This is a genomic window from Halomonas fontilapidosi, assembly GCF_014192285.1.
Lineage (GTDB): Bacteria > Pseudomonadota > Gammaproteobacteria > Pseudomonadales > Halomonadaceae > Halomonas > Halomonas fontilapidosi.
Genome location: NZ_JACHXQ010000003.1, coordinates 1 through 19,926, shown reverse-complemented (window position 1 = coordinate 19,926; position 19,926 = coordinate 1). Strand labels below are relative to the sequence as shown.

At 67.1% G+C, this 19,926-nt stretch carries 21 protein-coding genes; 12 read left to right on the top strand and 9 right to left on the bottom strand.

The features are described from left to right. Positions 1-192 precede the first annotated feature (192 nt). Positions 193-414, top strand: a complete 222-nt coding sequence (locus FHR95_RS06190) for a hypothetical protein (protein WP_040185327.1) — start codon at positions 193-195, stop codon at positions 412-414. A gap of 123 nt (positions 415-537) precedes the next feature. On the opposite strand, the gene FHR95_RS06185 is transcribed toward FHR95_RS06190, so the two are convergent. After that, the gene (locus tag FHR95_RS06185) at positions 538-1,818 is read right to left on the bottom strand and encodes an MgtC/SapB family protein (protein ID WP_183313772.1); all 1,281 of its coding nucleotides are present in this window, start codon (positions 1,816-1,818) and stop codon (positions 538-540) included. Between the two features lie 164 nt (positions 1,819-1,982). On the opposite strand from FHR95_RS06185, the gene FHR95_RS06180 reads away from it, so the two are divergent. The 3 genes from FHR95_RS06180 to FHR95_RS06170 all read left to right on the top strand — a co-directional run bounded on the left by FHR95_RS06180 (position 1,983) and on the right by FHR95_RS06170 (position 6,311). Then, positions 1,983-5,075, top strand: coding sequence for a bifunctional diguanylate cyclase/phosphodiesterase (locus tag FHR95_RS06180; protein ID WP_183313771.1), 3,093 nt, complete (start codon positions 1,983-1,985; stop codon positions 5,073-5,075). A 138-nt stretch (positions 5,076-5,213) separates the two neighbouring features. Beyond that, on the top strand, positions 5,214-5,684 hold the full coding sequence (locus FHR95_RS06175; RefSeq protein WP_183313770.1) for a hypothetical protein: 471 nt from the start codon (positions 5,214-5,216) through the stop codon (positions 5,682-5,684). A gap of 171 nt (positions 5,685-5,855) precedes the next feature. Next, the gene (locus FHR95_RS06170) at positions 5,856-6,311 is read left to right on the top strand and encodes an aminoacyl-tRNA deacylase (RefSeq protein WP_183313769.1); all 456 of its coding nucleotides are present in this window, start codon (positions 5,856-5,858) and stop codon (positions 6,309-6,311) included. Between the two features lie 64 nt (positions 6,312-6,375). Here the strand turns inward: FHR95_RS06170 and FHR95_RS06165 are convergent, their stop codons facing one another. Next, positions 6,376-8,340, bottom strand: a complete 1,965-nt coding sequence (locus FHR95_RS06165) for an acyl CoA:acetate/3-ketoacid CoA transferase (protein ID WP_183313768.1) — start codon at positions 8,338-8,340, stop codon at positions 6,376-6,378. 147 nt (positions 8,341-8,487) lie between these two features. Between FHR95_RS06165 and FHR95_RS06160 the strand changes: the two genes are divergently transcribed. The 3 genes from FHR95_RS06160 (at position 8,488) to FHR95_RS06150 (ending at position 11,085) form a co-directional block, all read left to right on the top strand. Then, on the top strand, positions 8,488-8,946 hold the full coding sequence (locus FHR95_RS06160) for a LexA family protein (RefSeq protein WP_183313767.1): 459 nt from the start codon (positions 8,488-8,490) through the stop codon (positions 8,944-8,946). Further along, on the top strand, positions 8,943-10,217 hold the full coding sequence (locus tag FHR95_RS06155; RefSeq protein WP_183313766.1) for a Y-family DNA polymerase: 1,275 nt from the start codon (positions 8,943-8,945) through the stop codon (positions 10,215-10,217). The genes FHR95_RS06160 and FHR95_RS06155 overlap by 4 nt, the downstream gene beginning before the upstream one ends. 115 nt (positions 10,218-10,332) lie before the next feature. Continuing rightward, positions 10,333-11,085 carry an SDR family NAD(P)-dependent oxidoreductase gene (locus FHR95_RS06150; protein ID WP_183313765.1) on the top strand — a complete coding sequence of 251 codons (753 nt, stop codon included), beginning with the start codon at positions 10,333-10,335 and terminating at the stop codon, positions 11,083-11,085. A 64-nt stretch (positions 11,086-11,149) separates the two neighbouring features. Here the strand turns inward: FHR95_RS06150 and FHR95_RS06145 are convergent, their stop codons facing one another. From FHR95_RS06145 to FHR95_RS06120, 6 genes are all read right to left on the bottom strand, one after another. Continuing rightward, complete coding sequence (locus FHR95_RS06145; RefSeq protein WP_183313764.1) at positions 11,150-12,082, bottom strand: hydroxymethylglutaryl-CoA lyase; 933 nt, start codon at positions 12,080-12,082, stop codon at positions 11,150-11,152. Continuing rightward, positions 12,082-12,594: a TRAP transporter small permease gene (locus FHR95_RS06140; RefSeq protein ID WP_183313763.1), complete on the bottom strand. Its 513-nt coding sequence runs from the start codon at positions 12,592-12,594 to the stop codon at positions 12,082-12,084. Before FHR95_RS06140 ends, FHR95_RS06145 begins: the two co-directional genes overlap by 1 nt. An 11-nt stretch (positions 12,595-12,605) precedes the next feature. Continuing rightward, positions 12,606-13,652 (bottom strand): TRAP transporter substrate-binding protein, encoded by a 1,047-nt coding sequence (locus FHR95_RS06135; protein WP_183313762.1) that lies wholly within the window; start codon positions 13,650-13,652, stop codon positions 12,606-12,608. Positions 13,653-13,762: 110 nt separating this feature from the next. Next, on the bottom strand, positions 13,763-15,052 hold the full coding sequence (locus FHR95_RS06130; protein WP_183313761.1) for a TRAP transporter large permease: 1,290 nt from the start codon (positions 15,050-15,052) through the stop codon (positions 13,763-13,765). Positions 15,053-15,062: 10 nt separating this feature from the next. Continuing rightward, positions 15,063-16,280: a CaiB/BaiF CoA transferase family protein gene (locus FHR95_RS06125; protein ID WP_183313760.1), complete on the bottom strand. Its 1,218-nt coding sequence runs from the start codon at positions 16,278-16,280 to the stop codon at positions 15,063-15,065. A gap of 24 nt (positions 16,281-16,304) precedes the next feature. Continuing rightward, on the bottom strand, positions 16,305-17,024 hold the full coding sequence (locus tag FHR95_RS06120; RefSeq protein WP_343065189.1) for a GntR family transcriptional regulator: 720 nt from the start codon (positions 17,022-17,024) through the stop codon (positions 16,305-16,307). Positions 17,025-17,161: 137 nt separating this feature from the next. On the opposite strand from FHR95_RS06120, the gene FHR95_RS06115 reads away from it, so the two are divergent. The 5 genes from FHR95_RS06115 to FHR95_RS06095 are packed head-to-tail and all read left to right on the top strand — an operon-like array spanning position 17,162 to position 19,378. Then, complete coding sequence (locus FHR95_RS06115) at positions 17,162-17,554, top strand: DUF927 domain-containing protein (protein ID WP_221199239.1); 393 nt, start codon at positions 17,162-17,164, stop codon at positions 17,552-17,554. After that, on the top strand, positions 17,539-18,312 hold the full coding sequence (locus FHR95_RS06110) for a hypothetical protein (protein ID WP_183313757.1): 774 nt from the start codon (positions 17,539-17,541) through the stop codon (positions 18,310-18,312). Before FHR95_RS06115 ends, FHR95_RS06110 begins: the two co-directional genes overlap by 16 nt. Next, positions 18,309-18,992, top strand: a complete 684-nt coding sequence (locus FHR95_RS06105) for a hypothetical protein (protein ID WP_183313756.1) — start codon at positions 18,309-18,311, stop codon at positions 18,990-18,992. Before FHR95_RS06110 ends, FHR95_RS06105 begins: the two co-directional genes overlap by 4 nt. A 45-nt stretch (positions 18,993-19,037) precedes the next feature. Continuing rightward, complete coding sequence (locus FHR95_RS06100; RefSeq protein WP_183313755.1) at positions 19,038-19,187, top strand: hypothetical protein; 150 nt, start codon at positions 19,038-19,040, stop codon at positions 19,185-19,187. Next, on the top strand, positions 19,184-19,378 hold the full coding sequence (locus FHR95_RS06095) for a hypothetical protein (protein WP_183313754.1): 195 nt from the start codon (positions 19,184-19,186) through the stop codon (positions 19,376-19,378). Before FHR95_RS06100 ends, FHR95_RS06095 begins: the two co-directional genes overlap by 4 nt. Before the next feature lie 140 nt (positions 19,379-19,518). On the opposite strand, the gene FHR95_RS06090 is transcribed toward FHR95_RS06095, so the two are convergent. Then, the gene (locus FHR95_RS06090; RefSeq protein WP_183313753.1) at positions 19,519-19,800 is read right to left on the bottom strand and encodes a hypothetical protein; all 282 of its coding nucleotides are present in this window, start codon (positions 19,798-19,800) and stop codon (positions 19,519-19,521) included. Positions 19,801-19,926: the final 126 nt, after the last annotated feature.

Genomic DNA, 19,926 nt, shown 5'->3' with positions numbered 1-19,926 from the left:
GCCGATACGCTGGGCCCGAGGCCAGCGTCCATGGCGCCGGCTTGATGTGGGACAAGTCCCCTGCGGATCGCCTGGTCGTTGTCGGGATAGCAGCTATAACTACACTGAATGCGAGAGAAGAACATGCCGCTCTCGCCTCTTGCTGGCACCGTTCGGTGCCGGCCAGCTCTTATCCCCGTTGAGGAGGGTTTCATGGCACAGACCGTTACAGCCGCCTATGGCAGCATCGACAAGGCGACCAACGCCTTCGACGAGCTCGTTTCCGAGGGGTTTCCCCGCGAGAAGCTGTTCCTCGACAAGGAAACCAACGAGGTGAAAGTCATCGTCCCTGAGGAGTCGCAGCCCGAAGCGGAAGAGATCCTCAACCGTCACGAGCCCGACGATGTTCAGGCTCGGCCCTACGAGACCTCCTAGCCCGGATGGAAAAGGCCCTCGGCATCGGCTTCAGGTCGCTGCCGTGGCCTCCCGGTACGATTTACGGCTCGGCGAGTCGGCTGAATCGGTATCACGCAATACCTACCCGCCTGGGCTGAGGCCTCATATCCACCATGCCAGTGCCAGGCCCGCCATCATCGAGGCGACCATTGGCAGGGCGACCCGCTTGCCGAGCTGCCGGGTACCGAAAGCGGTGGCCAGCCCCGACTTGAAGACGTTGTTGACCGCAGCGGCGATGATAATGCCCATCACCGCGGTGGAAGGGGCGATGCGCTCCAGCGACATGCGCGTCAGCGACAGGGTGATGGCGTCGACATCGGCCACCCCCGAGGCGGCTGACAACAGATAGATGCCGGCTTCGCCCAGGGCGCCGCGCAGCCATTCGCCGAGCAGCATGATGATCGCCAGCAACCCGCCAAACAACAGCGCCGTACGCAGTTCCAGGGGGTTCTGGATCGGCGTCGGGTTATCGACCTTGAGCGCCTTGTGATGATGACGCCAGAGGTACAGCGCCGGCAGGTAGAGCATCGCTCCCATCACCGTCACCGGCAGCAGCAGCGCCGGCAGCAGTCCGGGGCTGATTACCGCGGCATACAGCAGAATGCGCGGGAACATCGTCCCGCAGGCCAGCAGAATGCCGGCGGCCAGCATCGCCTCGAGTTCCTGGCTCCGACGCGATACGCGCGCGAAATGCAGCGTCAGCGCCGTGGAGGACGAAAGTCCGGCAAACAGACCGGTAAAGAGGATGCCCTTTTCGGCACCGCCCAGCCGCATGGCGAAGTAGCCGACGAAGGAGATTGATGCGATCAGCACCACCATCCACCAGATCTCGTAGGGATTGAGTGCCTCGCCGGGGCCCATGCCGCGATCGGGGAGAAGTGGCAACATCACCACGGTGATGAGTAGTAGCTTGAGGCCGGCATCGAGTTCGTGAGCCTGCAGCTTGTTGAGCAGGCCATGGATCTCATGCTTGTTGTCCAGGATCACCGCGGTGATGACCGCACCGGCGGCGGCCAGGGCCAGGTCGATCGCCACCGCCACCGCGCCGAAGCAGAAGGTCAATAGCAGACCCACCAAGCCGGTAATGCTGTAGTCGTGCTGTTCGGCGAGCTTTGCCCACCAGGCGACCAGGCTGATGCCGGCCACGGTCACCAGGATAAGCGGGAACGCCCAGTCGCTGACCGTTTCCGAGAGCAGGGCGGCGATGCCCCCGAGCAACCCGACCAGCGAGTGGGTGCGAATCCCGGCGATGCGCTCGCCCGACTGCTGTTCGCGCGCCACCCAGCCGCGCTCGATACCGATCAGGGCACCCAGCAGCAGCGCCACGCCCAGGCGGATGGCAGGTTCATTGGCGGTGAGGAACTGGCTGGCGACATCGTCCATGGGCAGGCCTTCCTGGCGCCTTCTGGTGGAGGAGGATCTTTCATGGTGGCCCTTGGCGACATTTGCTTCAATCAGCAATCAGGCAAGTCCCTTCACGGGAGCGCATTCCTGCCATCAAGCCGATAAACTGACTCTATTGATCTAATGCAAGGATTGCCGTTGACATGAGTGACGCGTCGCTCTCCACCGACGAAGCGTTGCCCGAAAGCCACCGGCGCGGCATTCGGCGTCGCGCCATCGCTCTGTATTGGTTCGCGCTGCTGGCCCTGTTGCTGCTGTTCGCCGGTATCCTGTTGGATCAGCACCGGCACGACCTGGACCTGGGGCGAGAGCGAGTCAGCGCGCGGGCCGACCTGCTGGCCGAGTGGGTGAGCACCACCTTTACCTTGAGCGAGCACGCTCTGGGCGGCCTGGCGCAATTCTTCGACACGCCCCTGGAGCGGCTCGTGAAGGATCCGACGCTCGCTCCGAGCGCACTGCAGGACCTGCTAGCCGGGCAGCGCGACCGTCTTGCCTTCATCAATGAGCTGAGCCTGGTCGACGCGGCGGGGCGGGTCATTGCCTCCTCGGCGCCCTGGTGGCCGCCCGGCTATGACCTCAGCAGTCGTCAATTCTACCGTGCCTTCATCGAGGATCCCGGCCGTGAGTCTCTGGTGACGCCGCTTCTCTGGTCGGCATTCGGCCAGACCTACCATCTGGCTCATGCGCGCCGGCTGGAGGGGCCGGATGGCAGGTTCCGAGGTCTGGCCGTGTTGCGGCTCAATCCTGAGCTCTTCGGCGAGTCACTGGCGCAATTGGACATGACCCGGGGCGAGAGCATCGCCATTCTTGATACCGAGATGCGGCTGATTACCCGAAGGCCGCCCTTCGCAGAGGGGGACGCCATGGGCGTGCTCGGCACCCCCGTCAGCGAGCCGCTGACTCGAGCCTTTATCGACAGCGGCGAAGCGTCGACCATCCTGCGCACCGCCTCGCCGCTGGACGGCAGCGAACGGCTCTATGCCATGCAGCGGGTGGATGGGCTTCCGCTGGTCGTGGTGGTCGGCGAGGAACGCGGGGAGCTGCTCGCCGGTTTCTGGCAGCGACTCTGGCTGCTGGGCATTATCTTCTCGGTGGTGGCGGCACTGGGCTGGTGGTTACTGCGCCACTATCTCGGCCGGCTGCATCTGGAAGGCGAGTTGCGACAGCGCCTGATGGAGCGCGAGCAGGCCCGGCGGGCGTTGCAGGATCGCGAGGCACGGTTGCAGGCGCTGGTCGGCTCGATCCAGGACATGATCTTTGTGTTCGATACCGAGGGGCGCTTCGTCTACGTGCATGCCGTGGATCGGGACCAGCTTCACGGGGGCAGCGAGTCGCTGCTGTGGCGCCACTACCGTGAGGTCCTGCCGGCCGAGATGGTGCGTCGGTTCGACCAGGCCCTGGCCGAGATGCAGGCGACGGGCCAGCCGGTGGAGACTGAGTATCGCGTTACCCTGGCCGGCGTGCCCCGCGACTTTCAGGCCATCCTCAGTCCGCTGGCCGAGGAGAGCGAGAGCTTCAGTGGCGTGCTGGCCGTGGTGCGCGAGGTCACGCAATACCGCGCCACGGAAGCCCAGCTGCGCATCGCCGCCACCGCCTTCGAGACCCATCTGGGCATGGTCATCACCGATGCCCAGGCAAGGATCCTCAAGGTCAACGAGACGTTCACCCGCATCACCGGTTATGCCGAGGCCGAGGTGCTGGGTCGTAACCCGAATATTCTCAGCTCCGGTCGCCATGATGCGGCCTTCTATCGACACCTTTGGGAGTGCGTACGAGAGAACGGCAGCTGGCAGGGTGAGATCTGGAACCGGCGCCGGAACGGCGAGGTGTTTCCCGAATGGCTGACCATCAGCGCGGTGCACAGCGAAGCCGGCGAACTGACCCACTATGTGGCCACCTTCAGCGATATCTCGCAGCGCAAGGCGGCGGAGGAAGAGATCCACCAGCTGGCCTTCTACGATCCGTTGACCGGGCTGCCCAATCGCCGGCTAATGCTGGACCGCCTGGAGGGGGCGCTCAAGGACAGTTATCGCAGCGACCAGTTCGGCGCGCTGCTCCACGTCGACATGGACAATTTCAAGCAGGTCAACGATACCCTGGGACACCATGCCGGCGACCAACTGCTTCAGCAGGTCGCTGGCCGACTAGGCGGGGTGCTGCGTGCGACCGATACTCTGGCGCGGCTGGGCGGTGACGAATTCGCCGTGTTGCTTCACGACCTCGGGCGCGATCCGCGTCGTGTGGCTACCGTGGTCGAGCGCGTCGCCCAGAAACTGCTCGGCGTGCTCCAGTCGCCGATCAGCCTGGCCGACGACTCGGTGACGGTTACCGGCAGTATCGGCGCCACGCTTTACCGCGATCATGGCACGACCCTCGACGAGATCCTCCAGCAGGCCGACATGGCGCTCTTTCAGGCCAAGCGGGCGGGGGGCGACAACCTTTACTTCTTCGACCCCGTCATGCAGGCCCAGCTTCATGCACGTGCCCGGCTCGAGGCGGACCTGCGCCAGGCATTACCTCGCAACGAGCTCCTGCTCCATTACCAGCCGCAGGTGGATGCCGATCGGCGCCTGATCGGGGTCGAGGCGCTGGTGCGCTGGCAGCATCCCGAGCGTGGCATGGTCTCTCCCGGTGAGTTCATTCCCCTGGCCGAGGAGAATCGATTGATCGTGTCCATCGGTGGCTGGGTGCTGGAGACCGCCTGTCGGCAACTGACGGCATGGGCCGAGGACCCTGTCACCGCCGACCTCACCATCTCGGTGAATGTCAGCCCCCGGCAGTTCCGTGAGGCGGATTTCATCGAGCGGGTGCTGGCGACGCTGGCACACACCGGCGCTCGTCCCGAGCGACTCAAGCTGGAGGTAACGGAGAGCCTCTTTGTTCATAACCGCGATGAGGCCCATGAGACCATGCGGCGACTCAAGGAGCACGGCGTGACCTTCGCCCTGGACGACTTCGGCACCGGCTACTCCTCGCTCTCCTACCTCAAGCGCCTGCCCCTGGACCAGCTCAAGATCGACCAGTCCTTCGTGCGTGATGTGCTGGAGGACGAGGCCAGTGCGGCCATCGTCGCCAGCACTATCGCCCTCTCCGAAAGCCTGCAGTTGGCGGTGATCGCCGAAGGGGTCGAGACCGAGGAGCAGCGCGCCTGGTTGGTGGCGCATGGCTGCCATGCCTTCCAGGGCTACCTCTTCGGGCGGCCCGGGCCCGTGGACTCGCTTCCCTTTCAGGTTTGACACATGTCAACGAGAGGGGTGACTCTTCCCGCCTGACCCCAAAAACCGTGGCTGCTACTCAAGGCTTGGGCTACACCTCAAGCGTGCATTCGTTTTTCCATACGGTTTCTGGCTGGTTCGCCAGCAGGGGAGGTAAACATGGCATCGATGTCCCTCATCACGACGCGAGGCCTTCGGCTCCTGCCGGTGGCGGCGCTGTGCCTCTCCATCGGCCTTGCCCAGGCTCAGAACGTCGCCGACGAGGAGCGGTTCTACGGCGGCTCGATGTTCAGCCAGCAGGAGCGTGACCAGTTCCGGCAGCGGTTGCGTGATGCAGGCTCCCTCGAGGAGCGCCAGCGCATTCAGGCAGAGCACCAGAACCTCATGCGCCAGCGCGCCGAGCAGCGCGGCTTTGACCCGGACGGCATCTACGGCTATCCGATGATGAACCAGCAGCAGCGCCGCGAGTATCACCAGCGCATGCAAGGGGCGGGTTCCGATGCCGAGCGCCAGCGGCTCCGCGAGGAGCATCGCCAACAGATGCGCCAGCAGATCCTCAGGCAGCAGCGCAGCCCGCGTGGCCAGGGCGGTGGCCGCATGATGAAACAGGGTGGTGGAGGACGCGGCTGAGTCGCCCCCAGCGTGTTCTTCCTGGCCATGCGCGAGATTGCCCGATGGGGCTGCCTTCTTTTTTCGGGACTGAGTTTCGTTTCGCCTTCAGGGCGTGGCTTTTCCAGTGGGCGCGAGGCTGAACTAGACTTGTCTTCAGGCCCTTGAACGACACACGGGAGGATAATTCCCATGGCCATGAAAAGCGTCACACACTTCCTTGACGAGAACGGCGTGAAATACGTCGTACAGCAGCATTCGCCCGCCTATACCGCCCAGGAGGTTGCCGAGGTAGCCCATGTGCCCGGCCGCCATTTTGCCAAGAGCGTCATGGTCAACGTCGACGGCCGCCTGGCGCTGGCGGTGCTGCCGGCCACCGATCGGGTCGACCTGCACCGCTTGGCCCAGTCCCTTGGCGCCCAGTCTGTCGAACTGGCCGAGGAGAGCGAGTTCAGCGAGCATTTCCCCGACTGCGAGCCCGGTGCCATGCCCCCCTTCGGCAATCTCTTCGACCTGGAGGTCTTCGTCTCTCCGCATCTGGCTCAGGCCGACATCATCGCCTTCAGTGCCGGTAACCACCATGAGGTCATGCAGCTCGCCTACAGTGTGTTCGATCGGCTCGTGAAACCAGTGGAAGTGGCGATGTAGGCCCCGGCCGGGTCCTACATCGCCACGCCCTGGACCTGCGGTTCAGCGCCGAGCCTTCCAGAGATCACTCCTTGAGGTGCTGGCGGGCCTCCTCGGCGCTCTCGTAGATGTGCGGCGGGACGGCGCGCGCCTCCAGGGCGTGGCCGAGCTTGCGGCGCATGAAGCCGCTGGTGGTGTAGCGAGTCACCCGGGTGTAGAAGCGCTGCTCGAGGCCGCGCACCATCTCGGTGTAGGGGGCGAGCAGGGCGTCGTCGATGCGGCAGTGGTCGTAGTTGACGATGGCCTGGACGCGGCGGCCCAGCGGGGCGAGACGCCGTTCGACCTCTTGCTCTATGGCATCGATGTCCTCCGGGGAGGCGACGCGCAGGTGCTCGAAGTTGATGAAGAGGATGCCCTCGTTCTCATCGAGGCTGAAGCGCTGCGCCAGCGGCTGCTCCAGCAGCTCCTCGGCGAGCCCCATGGGCGCCTCGCGGAAGATTCGCGCGTCCATCAGCCGGGGTGGCGCAGGCATCCGCGGGGTGAAGGCCATCAGCGCCAGGACGTCGCGCTCGAGGTCGACTCCCGGGGCGATCTCGGTGAGGGTGAGCCCCTCCGGGGTGAGCTCGAACACCGCCCGCTCAGTGACATAGCAGACCGGCTTGCCGTCCGCGGCGGCCAGGGTCCCGCTGAAGGTGCGGTGCTCCACCTCGGCGACGAACTTGCCCTGGCCGCCGGAGGGCGCCTCGAGCCGTCCGTCGACGATGGCAAGCGCCTCCTTGGTGGCCACGAAGGTGCCCATGAACACCACCTTGCGGGCGTTCTGGCTGATGTTGATGAAGCCGCCGGCCCCGGCCAGCCGCGGGCCGAAGCGCGAGACGTTGACATGGCCCGCGCCGTCCACCTGGGCCATGCCCAGGAAGGCGATATCGAGTCCGCCGCCGTCGTAGAAGTCGAACTGGGCCGGCTGGTCGATGATCGCCTGGGTGTTCAGCGCCGCGCCGAAGTCGAGCCCGCCGGCCGGCAGCCCGCCGATCACCCCGGGCTCGGCGGTCAGGGTCAGGTGCTCGAGCAGGCGCTCCTCGCTCGCCACCGCGCCGACGCCCTCGGGCATGCCGATCCCCAGGTTGACCACGCTGTTGGGCCTGAGCTCGAAGGCCGCGCGCCGGGAGATGACCTTGCGGGCCGAGAGCGGCAGCGGCTCGGGGCTCGCCATGGGCGCGCGGATCTCGCCGGAGAAGGCCGGGTTGTAGGCGGTGCGAAAGGTCTGCCAGTGGTGGGCGGGATCCTCGCAGACCACCACGCAGTCGACCAGGATGCCGGGGATCTTGACGTCCTTGGGGTGCAGGGTGCCGTGCTCGGCGAGGCGCTCCACCTGCACGATCACCACGCCCCCGGAGTTGCGCACCGCCGTGGCGATGGCCAGCGCCTCCAGGGTCAGGGCCTCGCGCTCCATGCTGACGTTGCCCAGGGTGTCGGCGGTGGTGCCGCGCAGCAGCGCCACCTGCAGCGGCAGGGCCCGATAGAAGAGGTACTCCTGGCCGTCGATGGGCAGCAGCGAGACGCGCTCCTCGAGGGTCACGTCGTTGATCCGGCCGCCGCCCAGGCGCGGGTCGACGAAGGTGCCCAGGCCCACCCGGGTCAGGGTGCCGGGCTTGCCGGCGGCGATGTCGCGGAAGAGATGCGAGATCACCCCCTGCGGCAGGTTCCAGGCCTGGATGCGCCCCTCGATGGCGAGCTTCTGCAGGGCGGGCACCAGCCCCCAGTGGCCGCCGATCACCTTCGCCACCAGGCCCTCGTGGCCCAGGTGGTTGAGCCCGCGCTCCTTGCCGTCGCCCTGGCCGGCGGCATACATCAGGGTCAGGTCACGGGGTTCTCCGGTCTCCAGGAAGCGCTCCTCCAGGGCCACGGCGAGTCCCTCGGCGAAGCCGATGCCGACGAAGCCGCCGGTCGCCAGGGCGTCGCCGTCACGGATCAGGTTCACGGCCTCGCGAGCGGAGACCACCTTGCCCTTCGCGGTGAAGGGCTGGCGGGAGAGCAGGGGATGGGGCATGGCGGGCGTCCTGATAATGGTGCTTTGGGATTGTTCGTTGTGATGGCTCCTTCACGGTAGCACGCGTCCCGGGTGCCGGCAGGGCTTGCCAGGCAGGGGCGAAGTGTCGAATACTGTCCATATATACAGTATTTGAGGGAGGGGCCCATGATGTTGCCGCTGTCCACCACGGCCCGGGTGATCGGCCGCGCCGCGCCGTTCCCCGGCGAGACGGCCCAGCCGCTTATGGGGTGCCGGGTGCGGGCGGGCTTCCCGAGCCCCGCCGACGACCACCTGGACGTGGAGATCGACCTGCACGCCCATGTGGTGCGCCGCCCGGCCGCCACCTACTTCGTGCGGGCCGAGGGCGACTCCATGCTCGGCGACGGCATCCACGACGGCGACCTGCTGGTGGTGGACCGCAGCCTGGAGCCGCTGCCCGGGCGGGTGGTGGTGATCGCCGTGGATGGCGAGCCCACCGTGAAACGCCTGGAGCGCCGCGGCGAGCAGACCTTCCTGGTGGCCAGCAACCCGCGCTTCGCGCCGATCCCGCTGGCGGGCCGCGAGTGCGAGGTGTGGGGCGTGGTCACCCATGTGCTCCATGCCCTGCCGGGAGGCGAACCGTGATCGCCCTAGTCGACTGCAACAACTTCTACGTCAGCTGCGAGCGGGTCTTCGACCCGCGCCTAGAGGGGCGTCCGGTCGGCGTGCTCTCCAACAACGACGGCTGCGTGGTGGCGCGCTCCAACGAGCTCAAGGCGCTGGGCGTGGCGATGGGCGCGCCGATGCACCTGCTGCCGCCGGCCATCCGCCGCCAGGCGGTGCTGCTCTCCAGCAACTACGCGCTCTACGGCGACATGAGCCGGCGGGTCAACCTGATCCTTGGCGAGTTCTCGCCGGACGTGGAGACCTACTCCATCGACGAGAGCTTCGTGGGCTTCGCCGGCTTCGCGGTCGACGGTCTGGAGGCGCATGCCCAGCGGCTGCGCGAGACGGTGCGCCGCGACACCGGCATCCCTGTCTGCGTGGGGCTGGCGCCGACCCGGGTGCTGGCCAAGGTGGCCAACCATGCGGCCAAGAAGCAGCCGGCCTACGAGGGCGTCTGCCGGCTCGAGGCCGACGGGCCCGCCACCCGCGCCCTGCTCGCGTCGCTGCCGGTGACCAAGCTGTGGGGCGTGGCGCGACGCACCGCCGAGCGGCTGGCGCTGATGGACATCCACACCGCCTGGCAGTTGCGCGAGGCCGACCCCAAGCAGGTCCGCCGCCACTTCTCGGTGGTGCTGGAACGCATCGTCTGGGAGCTGCGCGGCCGCCCGGCCATCGTGCTCGACGACATGCATGAGCCGCGCCAGCGCATCATGGTCTCGCGCTCCTTCGGCCGGCTGACCGGCGCCTTCCCGGATTTGCAGGAAGCCGTGCGCCAGCATGCCGCCCGGGCCGCCGAGAAGCTGCGCGGCCAGGGCAGCCAGGCCCGGGCGGTGATGGTCTTCCTGCGCAGCAACCCCTACCTGGCCGGCGAGCGACAGTACCGCAACAGCGTGGTGGTGCCGTTGCCGGCCCCCAGCGACGACAGTCGCGAGCTGCTCGAGGCCTCCTCCCGGGGGCTCGGGGCGATCTTCCTCGAGGGCGTGCGCTACCAGAAGTGCGGGGTGATGCTGCTCGACCTGGTGGAGGCCGACCGCCATCAGCTCTCGCTGCTGGCGCCACGCAGCGAGGCGGCGCGCGGGCGCAGCCAGCGGCTGATGGCGACGGTGGACCGGCTCAACCGCGAGATGGGCCGCGATACCGTGCGCTTCGGCCTGCCGCGCCGGGGCACCGCCTGGGCACTGCGCTGCGAGCGGCGCACCTCACGCTACACCACCCGCTGGGACGAGTTGATGCGGGTCAAGACACGCTGAGAAAGCGCCGGAATCCGAAACGATACGCGGTTCCCGCGGCGGGCGATTGGCTACACTGGGGGCGCACCGGCGGACCGTTCGTCGCGCCGGAAGGTCATCGACAGGGAGAAGCATCATGCGCATGAAGGGCAAGAACGTCATTGTCACCGGCGGCGCCAGCGGCATCGGCCTGGCCAGCGTGGAGCGCTGCCTGGAGGAGGGCGCCAGCGTGGTCATCGCCGACCTCGAGGGCGGCGACGGCCAGGTGCAGGCCGCACGGCTCGATGACCGCTACGACGGCCGCTGCTTGTTCAAGGCGTGCGACGTCACCGACACCGCCCAGGTCGACCGCCTGTTCGCGGATACCGTGGCCGAGCTCGGCAGCGTGGAGGCGGTATTCAACAACGCCGGCATCGGCGGCATCTGCCCCACCGATGAACTCAGCGACGACGACTACCTGAAGGTCATCGACATTAACCTCAACGGGGTCTTCCGGGTGGCTCGGGCCGCGCTGCGGGTGATGTACCGCCAGGGCGGCGGCAGCATCGTCAACTGCGCCTCTATCCTCGGGGTCTTCGGCCAGTCCCAGACCGCCGCCTACACCGCCGCCAAGGGCGGGGTGGTCAACATGACCCGGACCCTGGCCATCGAGGCGGCGCCGAAGGGTGTGCGGGTCAACGCCATCGGCCCGGGTTATATCGATACCCCGCTGCTCGAGGCCCTGGACGACGACATGCTGCAGGGGCTGATCGGCCTGCATCCCATCGGCCGCCTGGGCCGCCCGGCGGAAATCGCCAACGCCTTCCTGTTCCTGGCCAGCGACGAGGCCAGCTTCGTCACCGGGGCCCACCTGCTGGTCGATGGCGGTTTCACCGCCGGCAAGTCCTGAGCGACGCCAGTGCGGAGAATACCGGCACCGCGGTGGTGGCGAGCAGGACGACCGGCACGGCGGCTCAGGCCACCCGGTCCCGGGGCACCAGCCGCAGGTGGCTGGCGGTCTGTCCCCCCGGCAGGGCGGCGATGACATCGGCCGCCGCCAGCAGCCGTGACAGGTCGATCCCGCTGTAGACCTGGCCCCCGTTGAGGGCATAGACGAGGTCTTCCGTGGCCGTGTTGCCGGTGGCGCCGGGGGCGAAGGGGCAGCCGCCCAGCCCGGCGCAGGCGGTATCCACCGTGGTGGCGCCGTGGTGGATGGCGAACAGCGCGTTGGCCACGCCCATGCCGTAGGTGTCGTGGCCATGGAAGGCCCAGGTCAGCCGCGGCCCCTGGTGGCGCGAGACCAGCTGGCGGAAGTGTTCGGCCACCTGGTAGGGGGTGGCGCGCCCGGTGGTATCGCACAGCGCGACCTCCAGGTGGAGGTTCCCGCACAGCGCACGGGCCTGGGAGAGTACGTCGTCGACCTGGTGCCAGGCGATGCTGCCCTCGTAGGGGCAGTCGAAGCTGGTGCCCAGGTCGAGGCGCAGGCAGGCGTTCCCTTCGCGCGCGAGCAGCTCGACGATACGGGCGAGGTCCTCGAGGGACTGGGCCACGCTGCGCCGCACGTTGGCCTGGTTGTGGGACTCGGAGACCGAGACCACGAAGACCAGCTCGCGAATGCCCTGGGTCAGGGCCAGCTCTGCGCCCCGGAGGTTGGGCACCAGGGCCGAGAAGCGCATGGCGGCTCGGTCGGCGAAGGCGGTGACCAGTGCTCCGGTATCGGCCATCTGCGGGATGGCCCGGGGGCTGACGAAGGAGCCGATCTCCATGCGGGTGACGCCGGCCTCGATCAGCAGCTGGATGCAGCGGATCTTCTCGTCCGTGGGCAGCGGCTCGCGGATCGACTGGAAACCGTCGCGCGGGGCGACCTCGACGATGTCCACCCGCTCGGGTGGCGACAGCAGGTTCATCAGGTGTTCTCCTCGTCGGCGGTGCCGACTAGCCGTGGCACGGTCGCCAGGGCGTCAATCAGGAATTGCAGGCCCAGGGCGGCGAAGCCGATCGGCAGCAGCGCATAGGGGTAGACCATGGGAGTGCCCAGCGAGCTGGAGACCCGTTCGCCGTACTCGAAGGCCTGCAGGGCCATGATGCCGCCGCGCCACACCATGATGGTGCAGAAGGCGATCCCCAGCAGCCCGGTGGTCAGGTCGATGGCGGCGCGCACGCGCCACGGCAGCTTGTCCTTGAAGTAGGTGATGCGGATATGATCGTCGTGGCGTTGGGCCTCGGCGGCGCCGATCACGGCCAGATAGACCAGCAGGAAGGAGTTGATCTCCAGACTCCAGCTGGTCGGGGCCGTGAAGACATAGCGCATGATGGCGTCGTAGCAGATCGACGCCATCATGAACACCAGCATCGCCATCGACGTCCAGCGCAGGACGGCCAGCAGTCCGTCCCAGCCACGCAGGGCAGTCATCGTCATGACACTCTCCCTCAGGCCTCGCCCAGGGCCAGCGCAATGGCGCGACTGCCGACCTCCTCGCCGACCTCGCCCTTCCAGTGGTCCCAGACGGCCTGGGCGCCGGCATTGAAGGTCTCGATGTCCTCGGCGGTGGGCTCGACGATCTCGACGCCGGCCTGCTCGACCTGGGGCCAGTACTCGTTGGGGTAGATGTCGTTGTTGGAGTGCGCGATGAAGTTGGCGTCATACCAGTCGGCGGCCTTCTGCAACACGGCACGGACGTCGTCGTCGAGGTTGTCCCAGGTGTCACGCAGCATGAAGGGCGCCACCGAGAAGCCGGTGATCGGCAGCTTGTAGCAGACCTTGAGCTGCTCCTGGAGGCTGCGGCCGATGACCGTCGAGATATTGAAGACCCCCGCGTCCACGGTGCCCCGCTGCAGGGCCATATAGGTCTCCGAGGAGGGAATGCGGGTCGCGCCCACGTTGTAGGGCTCGAAGGCCTGGGTGGCCTCGAAGCCGACGATGCGCACCTTCTTGCCGCGGACGTCCTCGAGGCGGCGAATCGGGCTCGCCTCGGTGCTCCACAGGTACTCCGGCTCGAGGATGCCGCCTCCGGAGGTGAGCATGTAGAGGTTCTCCTCGGCCAGCACCTCGTTGATCAGCGTCATGAGTGGGCTGCCCTGGCGCAGGCGCTCCGGATGGCGATAGAGCTCGCCCACCACCCCGGGCAGGCCGGTGACGCCGAGGATCGGGATCGACCGGGTGATGTAGGAGAAAGTATGGAACATGAAGTCGATGCTGCGCGCGCGCAGCGCCGGCAGCTGTTCGTCCGCCTTGAGCAGCTGCCCGGAGTCGTAGAAGTCCACCGAGAGGGCGTCGCCGCCCTGTTCCTTGAGCATCTCCACGAAGCGATTGGAGCCGTATGTCAGCGCCTTGTAGGAGTCGGGCAGGTAGGTGACGCCGGTGAGGGTGGTGGCGGCGTGGCTGTGGGGCGCCAGCAGACTCTGGGTGCCGAACAGGGTGGCGCCGGCGGTGGCGAAGGTACCGTACTTCAGGACTTGGCGACGAGAAAGCGTCATGATGAATCTCCTGCTTGTTGTTGTGATGGGCCGTTGTGATGGGCCGTTGCGATGGACCGTGACGACGGTCGCTTGAGACGGTTTATTTCACTGACGTTGAAACACCGGGGCTACATGAGACCCGGCAACCACAGGCTGATACCGGGGAAGAACACGAACAGCATCAGCACGAGGAACTGCACGGCGACGAAGGGCAGGGCGCTTCGGATGATCTCCTCGATCGAGAGCTCAGGGCAGACCCCGCGCAGGGCATAGAGGTTGAGCCCTACCGGCGGTGTCACCACGGCGATCTCGAGGTTGAGCACCATGACGATGCCGAACCACAGCGGGTCATAGCCCAAGGCGATGATCAGCGGCAGCAGCACCGGAGTGGTCACCACGATCAGCGACACGGCGTCGACGATCATGCCGAGCAGGATCAGCAGCAGCATCACCGCCACCAGGATCGCCCAGGCGGGCAGGCCGGTGGCGGTGAGGGCTTCGGTGAGCAGCTGCGGGACCCGCACCATGTTCAGGTAGTCGCCGAAGATCTTGGCGCAGCCGATGATCAGCAGGATGGCGCCGCTGATCCGGGCGGTGGTGGCGAGTATTGCCAGGAACGTCTTCCAGCTGAGGCTGCGGAATACCAGGGTGGCGATCAGGAAGGCCCCGGCGGCGCCGATGCCGGCTGCCTCGCTGGGAGTGGCCAGGCCCGAGTAGATCGAGCCCAGCACCGCCAGCACCAGCAGAGCGGCGTGCCAGATGTTGGCCAGGCTCGCCCAGCGCTGGCGCCAGGTGAAGCGCTCCTCGCTGGCCGGTGCCTCGGCCGGGTTGAGGCGCACGCGGAGGTAGATGAACAGCGATAGCGCCAGCGCCAGCACGATGCCGGGCACGATGCCGCCGATGAACAGATCGGCCACCGAGACGCTGGAGACCGCCCCGTAGATGATGAAGGGCACGCTGGGCGGGATGAGCATGGCGAGTGCTCCGGCGCTTACCACGGCACCGGCGGCGAGCGAACGGCTATAGCCGCGCGCCAGCATCTGCGGCACGGCGATGGAGCCCACCGCGGCGACGCCAGCGAGGCTCACCCCCGACACCGCGCCGAACATCGCCGAGGCGCCCACCGAGGAGATCGCCAGGCTGCCACGCAGCCAGTTGAGCCAGCGCACCGCAGCGGTGAACAGGCTCGACCCCACCGGGGTGGCGCCCAGGAAATTGCCCATCAGGATGAACAGCGGCAAGGCGATCAGCTCGAAGGCGTTGAGCTGGCCGAACAGCGACGAGGGCGCGAAGAAGAAGGCCAGCGAGCCGCGGGCCATGTAGAGCCCGACCAGGCCGGAGAGGCCGAGGGCCAGGAAGATCGGGAAGCCGATGGTGATCAGCACGACCAGCACGACCAGCACGATGACGGGATCCATGCGCGCCTCCTCAGATCACGCCGTCGGCGCGCATGGCGTCGAGGGCCTCGGGGGCCAGACCCAGCCAACCGGTCAGCACCTGCTCGGTGTGCTCACCGAGTGCCGGCCCCACCTCGCGGACGCGTCCCGGCGTGTCGGAGAGCCGCGGGAAGACGTTCTGCATGGGCAGCGGCTGGCCGTGGCGATCGGGTACTTCGACGATCGACTCCCGGGCCTGGAAGTGCGGGTCCTCGAGCATGTCCGGGGCGCGGTAGACGAGCCCCGCCGGGACGCCGGCCTCGGCCAGGATGTCGACCACCTGCTGGGCATCGTGCTCGCGCGTCCAGGCGGCGACCAGGTCGTCGATGGCCGCCTGATGCTCGCCGCGGGCGCGGTGGGTGGCGTAGTCGGGATGGTTGGCGAGGCCTGGCTGGCCCATCGCCTCGCAGAGGCGGCGGAACACCGTGTCCTGGTTGGCGCCGATGATCACGTCGCGGCCGTCGCGGGCCGGATAGGCGTTCGAGGGGGCGATCTTGGGCAGGAAACTGCCGCTGCGCTCGCGCACCTTGCCGGCGCGGGCGTACTCCGGGACCAGGCTCTCCATCATCGCCAGCACCGACTCGAAGATGCTGCTGTCGACCACCTGGCCGCGGCCGCTGCGGTCGCGCTGGTGCAGCGCCATCATGGTGCCGAGTGCCGCATGCAGGCCGGCCAGGGTATCGCCTAGCGAGATGCCCACCCGCACCGGCGGGCGGTCCGGGTAGCCGCTCAGGTGGCGCAGACCCCCCATGGCCTCGCACACCGAGGCGAAGCCGGCCCGCGAGGCGTAGGGGCCGTCCTGGCCGAAGCCGGTGACGCGCACCATCACCAGGCCCGGGTTGTGGCGGGAAAGCTCATCAAAGCCCAGCCCCCAGCGCTCCATGGTGCCGGGGCGGAAGTTCTCGATGATGACGTCGGCCTGGCTGGCCAGCTCGCGCAGCAGCGCCTGGCCGCGGGGCTGGCGCAGGTCCAGGGTCAGCGACTGCTTGTTGCGGCCGATGACGTTCCACCACAGCGGTTCGCCGGTGTCGCGGTCGGCCTCGCCCCACTGGCGCATGGCGTCGCCCTTGCCGGGCGGCTCGACCTTGATCACCTGAGCGCCGAAGTCGGCCAGTATCTGGCCACAGTAGGGTCCGGCAATCAGCTGGCCCAGCTCGAGGACCTTGATGTCGCTGAGGGGCGTCGGGGAGTGGGTGTCGTGCGGCGTCATTGTTGTTGTGGTGCCTCTTGGGTGTCAGTGGGAGGAGCTCCCCGGCGGGGCGCCATCGGGGACGTCGGTTGACCGGACATGCAGGGCCTGGGCGGCCAGCAGATGGGCGCGCATCACGTGCTCGGCCCACTCGGGGCTGTCGGCAACGATGGCCTCGAGGATCTCGCGGTGATGGCGCATGCTGCGGCGCAGGTTGGTGAGGTCGTAGTTGCCGAAGTTGCGACGGATCACCGAGGTGCGCACCACGCTCTCCAGCACGCTGGCCAGGCGCTGGTTGTCGCTGGCCAGCACCAGCTCGCGGTGAAACTCGTGGTTGAGGAAGGCGATCTCGTTGCGCACGCCGGGGTCGGTCTCGACGCGCTCGGTCAGGGCCTCCATGCGCTCGGCCAATGCCTCCAGGTGCTCCAGCCGTGCCCGGTCCAGGCGCTCGCTGGCCAGCCTCACCGCCATGGGTTCCAGCACTAGGCGCAGCTCGAAGACCTCGCGGGCATCCTTGTCCGTCCAGGCGACCACCCGGGCGCCATGGTGGGGGATCGCCTCGAGCCAGCCCTCGGAGACCAGTTCACGAAGTGCCTCACGCACCGGCGTGCGGCTTACCTCGAGCTCACGGGCGACGCTTGCCTCGCGGATGTAGTCGTGCGGCCGATAGCTGCCATCGAGGATGCGCTGCTTGATCGCCTCGTGGACCTGGGCGGTGGCCGTTCTGGCGACGGGGGCGGCATCGAGGTGTCGGGATTGGCTCACGGCAGATGTCCTGAGTTGCATGCAATCTGCAAGATAGGAGAGAAAGAGGGCGCCATATCACTAGACTTTAGGCTAGAGTTGCATGCAACTGGAGGGGCGAGACCTGGCCCGGCGGTCCGAGCGGAGAAGGCAGAGCGGTGCTCCGATGGGCGTCCCAATGCCGGCCCGATGAGGTGGTGGTGGCCGCGACCCGCGTGGGCTGGCACCGCGTCGAGGAGGCGTTGGTATTCGTTATGCCCTGGCGCACCATCGCCCAATGCGAGCTGGCCCGCCGGATCACCCTTCAAAGCGAGGTGGCCGGCCAAGATGAGTACGCGACCGACGGCAGCCTGGAGAGCTGCTGCCAATACATAGTGCGCCTATGCAGCGGCAACCCGCTGATGGTGCTGGCCGTATCCACCGCCCTGGCCGGCCCGTTGCTGTTTCTGTGCCACCGGCAAACCGCCGGCATCCATCTGATGAGAGATTCGAGCAACGGCAAGACGACGCTGCTGGATGTCGCGGCGAGCGTACCGTGGCCGCCCAAATGAGCGAGGCCGGCAAGCGTCCCCATGCCGGGCAGGCCGTCCGGCTGCTGGATATACCCGCCAAGCGAGCACATGGCGCCTTCGACCACCTGCACCACCTAGATGATGGCCGCGCCTTCGCGGATCACCTGAAAAGCGAGGTGACGCGACACCATGGCCACCTTGGGCCGGCGTTCATCGAGCGGCTGGTACGCGAGGAGCGCGACCTGGCCGGCGAGGTGGACCGTTTCGCCCAGGTGCCGGGCTTTGCCACGTCCCGCGTGCTGCAAGGCCGGGCCGCCAAGGTGCTGGCGCTGAAAGGGCTGGCTGGTGAGCTGGCCGCCGAGTATGGGCTGGTTGGCTGGGAATCAGGCGAGGCCATGGCCGCCGCTGTTGAGGCGTTCCAAGCGTGGGCCGGCGGGCAAGGGGGCGTGAGGTCCGAGCATGAGCAGATATTGGCCAACCTGTCCGGCTTCATCGAGCGACACGGCGATGCCCGGTTCAGCAGCGTCGATGGTGACCCGGCGCATACCCCCATGGTCCGCGACCGGGCCGGCTGGTGGCGTGATGATGCCGAGGGCCGGACCTACCTATTCAGCGGCGAGGGGCTGGGCGAGGCGCTGGGCGGATTCGACCCGAAGCGCGGCACCGAAGCCCTGGAGCAGGCGGGCTGGATAGTCGAGCGCGATACCGGCGCCCGGTCCGTGCGCGTGCGGATCAATGGCACCCGCCGCCGCGTCTACGCGATCCGCCCGGCTGAGAGCGAGGAGGGGCCGGCATGAGCCTGGATGACGTTTTCCGCGCCTTCGCTGGGACACCTGACCCGGCCACCTGTCCCGCACCTGTCCCGGCGCAAACCCGCATGGTTGAGCCGTTGGGACACATAGGACACATGGGACACAACGAAAAGGAGGGACAGCAGGACAAGGCAGGCCCGGCGCATGAGGTCGAGACACTGCTGGCCGCCCTGGCTGATGCAGGCCGCGACATCGGGCCGGCGCTGGCGCACTGCCTGAGAGAGACGCTGGCACCCCTGAGCCGGCAGGTACGGGCTGAGCTGGTCGCGGTAATAGATGACGCCTTCGAGGTGGCGCCCGACATTGAGGACGCCCGCCGGCAGGCCCACCGGATGCTAAGAAATGCTAAGGCCCTGGAAGCCGCCAAGGTCGTTTGGCCCGCCTACCCTGCACCACCGGCCCCCACCGAAGCCCAGGCGCCAGCCCCAAGCGACATTGAGCCGCCCTGGCTGGCCTATGTCGCCCACCACTGCGAGCTGGTACCGGATGACCGGCGTTACCTGCTGCACCACCTGGCCGCCCGGCCCGAAGCCGAGGCCACGAAACTGGCCCTGCAGTATGTCGAGACATGGGCGACGGCTGCTGATGCCGAGTCCCAGGCCCAGCGCCGCGACAATGCCGGCAGGCGGGCCGCTAACACGATGCTGAGAGGTGCGACACCATGAGACGACGCCACCACAAAGGCCGCCCAGGATGCCTACCGGCGGCTGATGGGAGGTGATGATATTTCCCGACTAGAAAAGGGCGCCATCGACCTGGAAAGGCTGCCAGCCATCGACTTGGACAGCCTGCCGGAGCTTGATCTGGAGCCGCCCGCTATCGACCTGACCCACGACACCGGAGAGGAGGGCGAACGATGAGCAAGAATCCACGGCGGCTTGCCGAGCCCGTGCGGCTGATAGTGAGCGTCGAGGCTGAGGTGGTGGAGGCCATCGACCTGTTGATGACCCAAGGGCGGCACCATAGGCACCGCAACCGTGGCGAGTTCGTGCGCCTGGCTGTCGAGCACGAGCTGGCGCGGTGCCAGTCTGATGATTTCTTGTCCCCATAAAAAAAGGGCTGCCGGTTTGAAAAACAATAAATGGAAATCAAAGGGTGCCCCAGGCTGGGCGCCTTTGCCGTGTGTGCGTCCGATGATTTTTGACGTATTCGCACGCGGGCACAAGATGGATGCTGAAAGTGGGGTAGCTGTTACATGTCCAGCGGTACAAGCACGTTGGTCAGCTTCCAGGAGAGCCCGCGTCGCTGGAGGACAAAGGTGATGACTTCACCTTTGTCAGTCAGCGCATCGACGTGGAAACGATTCCAGTCCTCATAGCCCAAGTCGGCATTGCTGAACGGTTCGGCATTCGATCCACTATTGCCGGCTGAAGTGTCAGGGTCTTTCGAGGCGGGGAAAGTGCCTTGGGGAGCTGGACTTCCACCTTCCATCATGGCGATCACGCCAGATGGTGTTATGTAGGCGTCGATCATGCCACCGACAAGCATGTTGCCAAGGCCGGCGCCTAGGTTTTGTCCGAAAAGTCGAATCTGCTAATGTCGTCGATGCCGAAGCAGTATAGGTGACCCATGGCAGGACGCTACGAGATCTCCGACAAC

What these genes read in the sequence shown, in the direction of transcription:
- FHR95_RS06095 (WP_183313754.1), top strand. Translation starts at nt 19,184, where the DNA reads ATGAGCAAGAATCCACGGCGGCTTGCCGAGCCCGTGCGGCTGATAGTG.
- FHR95_RS06125 (WP_183313760.1), bottom strand. Translation starts at nt 16,280, where the DNA reads ATGACGCCGCACGACACCCACTCCCCGACGCCCCTCAGCGACATCAAG.
- FHR95_RS06160 (WP_183313767.1), top strand. Translation starts at nt 8,488, where the DNA reads ATGATGTTGCCGCTGTCCACCACGGCCCGGGTGATCGGCCGCGCCGCG.
- FHR95_RS06135 (WP_183313762.1), bottom strand. Translation starts at nt 13,652, where the DNA reads ATGACGCTTTCTCGTCGCCAAGTCCTGAAGTACGGTACCTTCGCCACC.
- FHR95_RS06185 (WP_183313772.1), bottom strand. Translation starts at nt 1,818, where the DNA reads ATGGACGATGTCGCCAGCCAGTTCCTCACCGCCAATGAACCTGCCATC.
- FHR95_RS06190 (WP_040185327.1), top strand. Translation starts at nt 193, where the DNA reads ATGGCACAGACCGTTACAGCCGCCTATGGCAGCATCGACAAGGCGACC.
- FHR95_RS06105 (WP_183313756.1), top strand. Translation starts at nt 18,309, where the DNA reads ATGAGCCTGGATGACGTTTTCCGCGCCTTCGCTGGGACACCTGACCCG.
- FHR95_RS06170 (WP_183313769.1), top strand. Translation starts at nt 5,856, where the DNA reads ATGGCCATGAAAAGCGTCACACACTTCCTTGACGAGAACGGCGTGAAA.
- FHR95_RS06130 (WP_183313761.1), bottom strand. Translation starts at nt 15,052, where the DNA reads ATGGATCCCGTCATCGTGCTGGTCGTGCTGGTCGTGCTGATCACCATC.
- FHR95_RS06180 (WP_183313771.1), top strand. Translation starts at nt 1,983, where the DNA reads ATGAGTGACGCGTCGCTCTCCACCGACGAAGCGTTGCCCGAAAGCCAC.
- FHR95_RS06140 (WP_183313763.1), bottom strand. Translation starts at nt 12,594, where the DNA reads ATGACGATGACTGCCCTGCGTGGCTGGGACGGACTGCTGGCCGTCCTG.
- FHR95_RS06090 (WP_183313753.1), bottom strand. Translation starts at nt 19,800, where the DNA reads ATGATCGACGCCTACATAACACCATCTGGCGTGATCGCCATGATGGAA.
- FHR95_RS06150 (WP_183313765.1), top strand. Translation starts at nt 10,333, where the DNA reads ATGCGCATGAAGGGCAAGAACGTCATTGTCACCGGCGGCGCCAGCGGC.
- FHR95_RS06145 (WP_183313764.1), bottom strand. Translation starts at nt 12,082, where the DNA reads ATGAACCTGCTGTCGCCACCCGAGCGGGTGGACATCGTCGAGGTCGCC.
- FHR95_RS06175 (WP_183313770.1), top strand. Translation starts at nt 5,214, where the DNA reads ATGGCATCGATGTCCCTCATCACGACGCGAGGCCTTCGGCTCCTGCCG.
- FHR95_RS06100 (WP_183313755.1), top strand. Translation starts at nt 19,038, where the DNA reads ATGGGAGGTGATGATATTTCCCGACTAGAAAAGGGCGCCATCGACCTG.
- FHR95_RS06165 (WP_183313768.1), bottom strand. Translation starts at nt 8,340, where the DNA reads ATGCCCCATCCCCTGCTCTCCCGCCAGCCCTTCACCGCGAAGGGCAAG.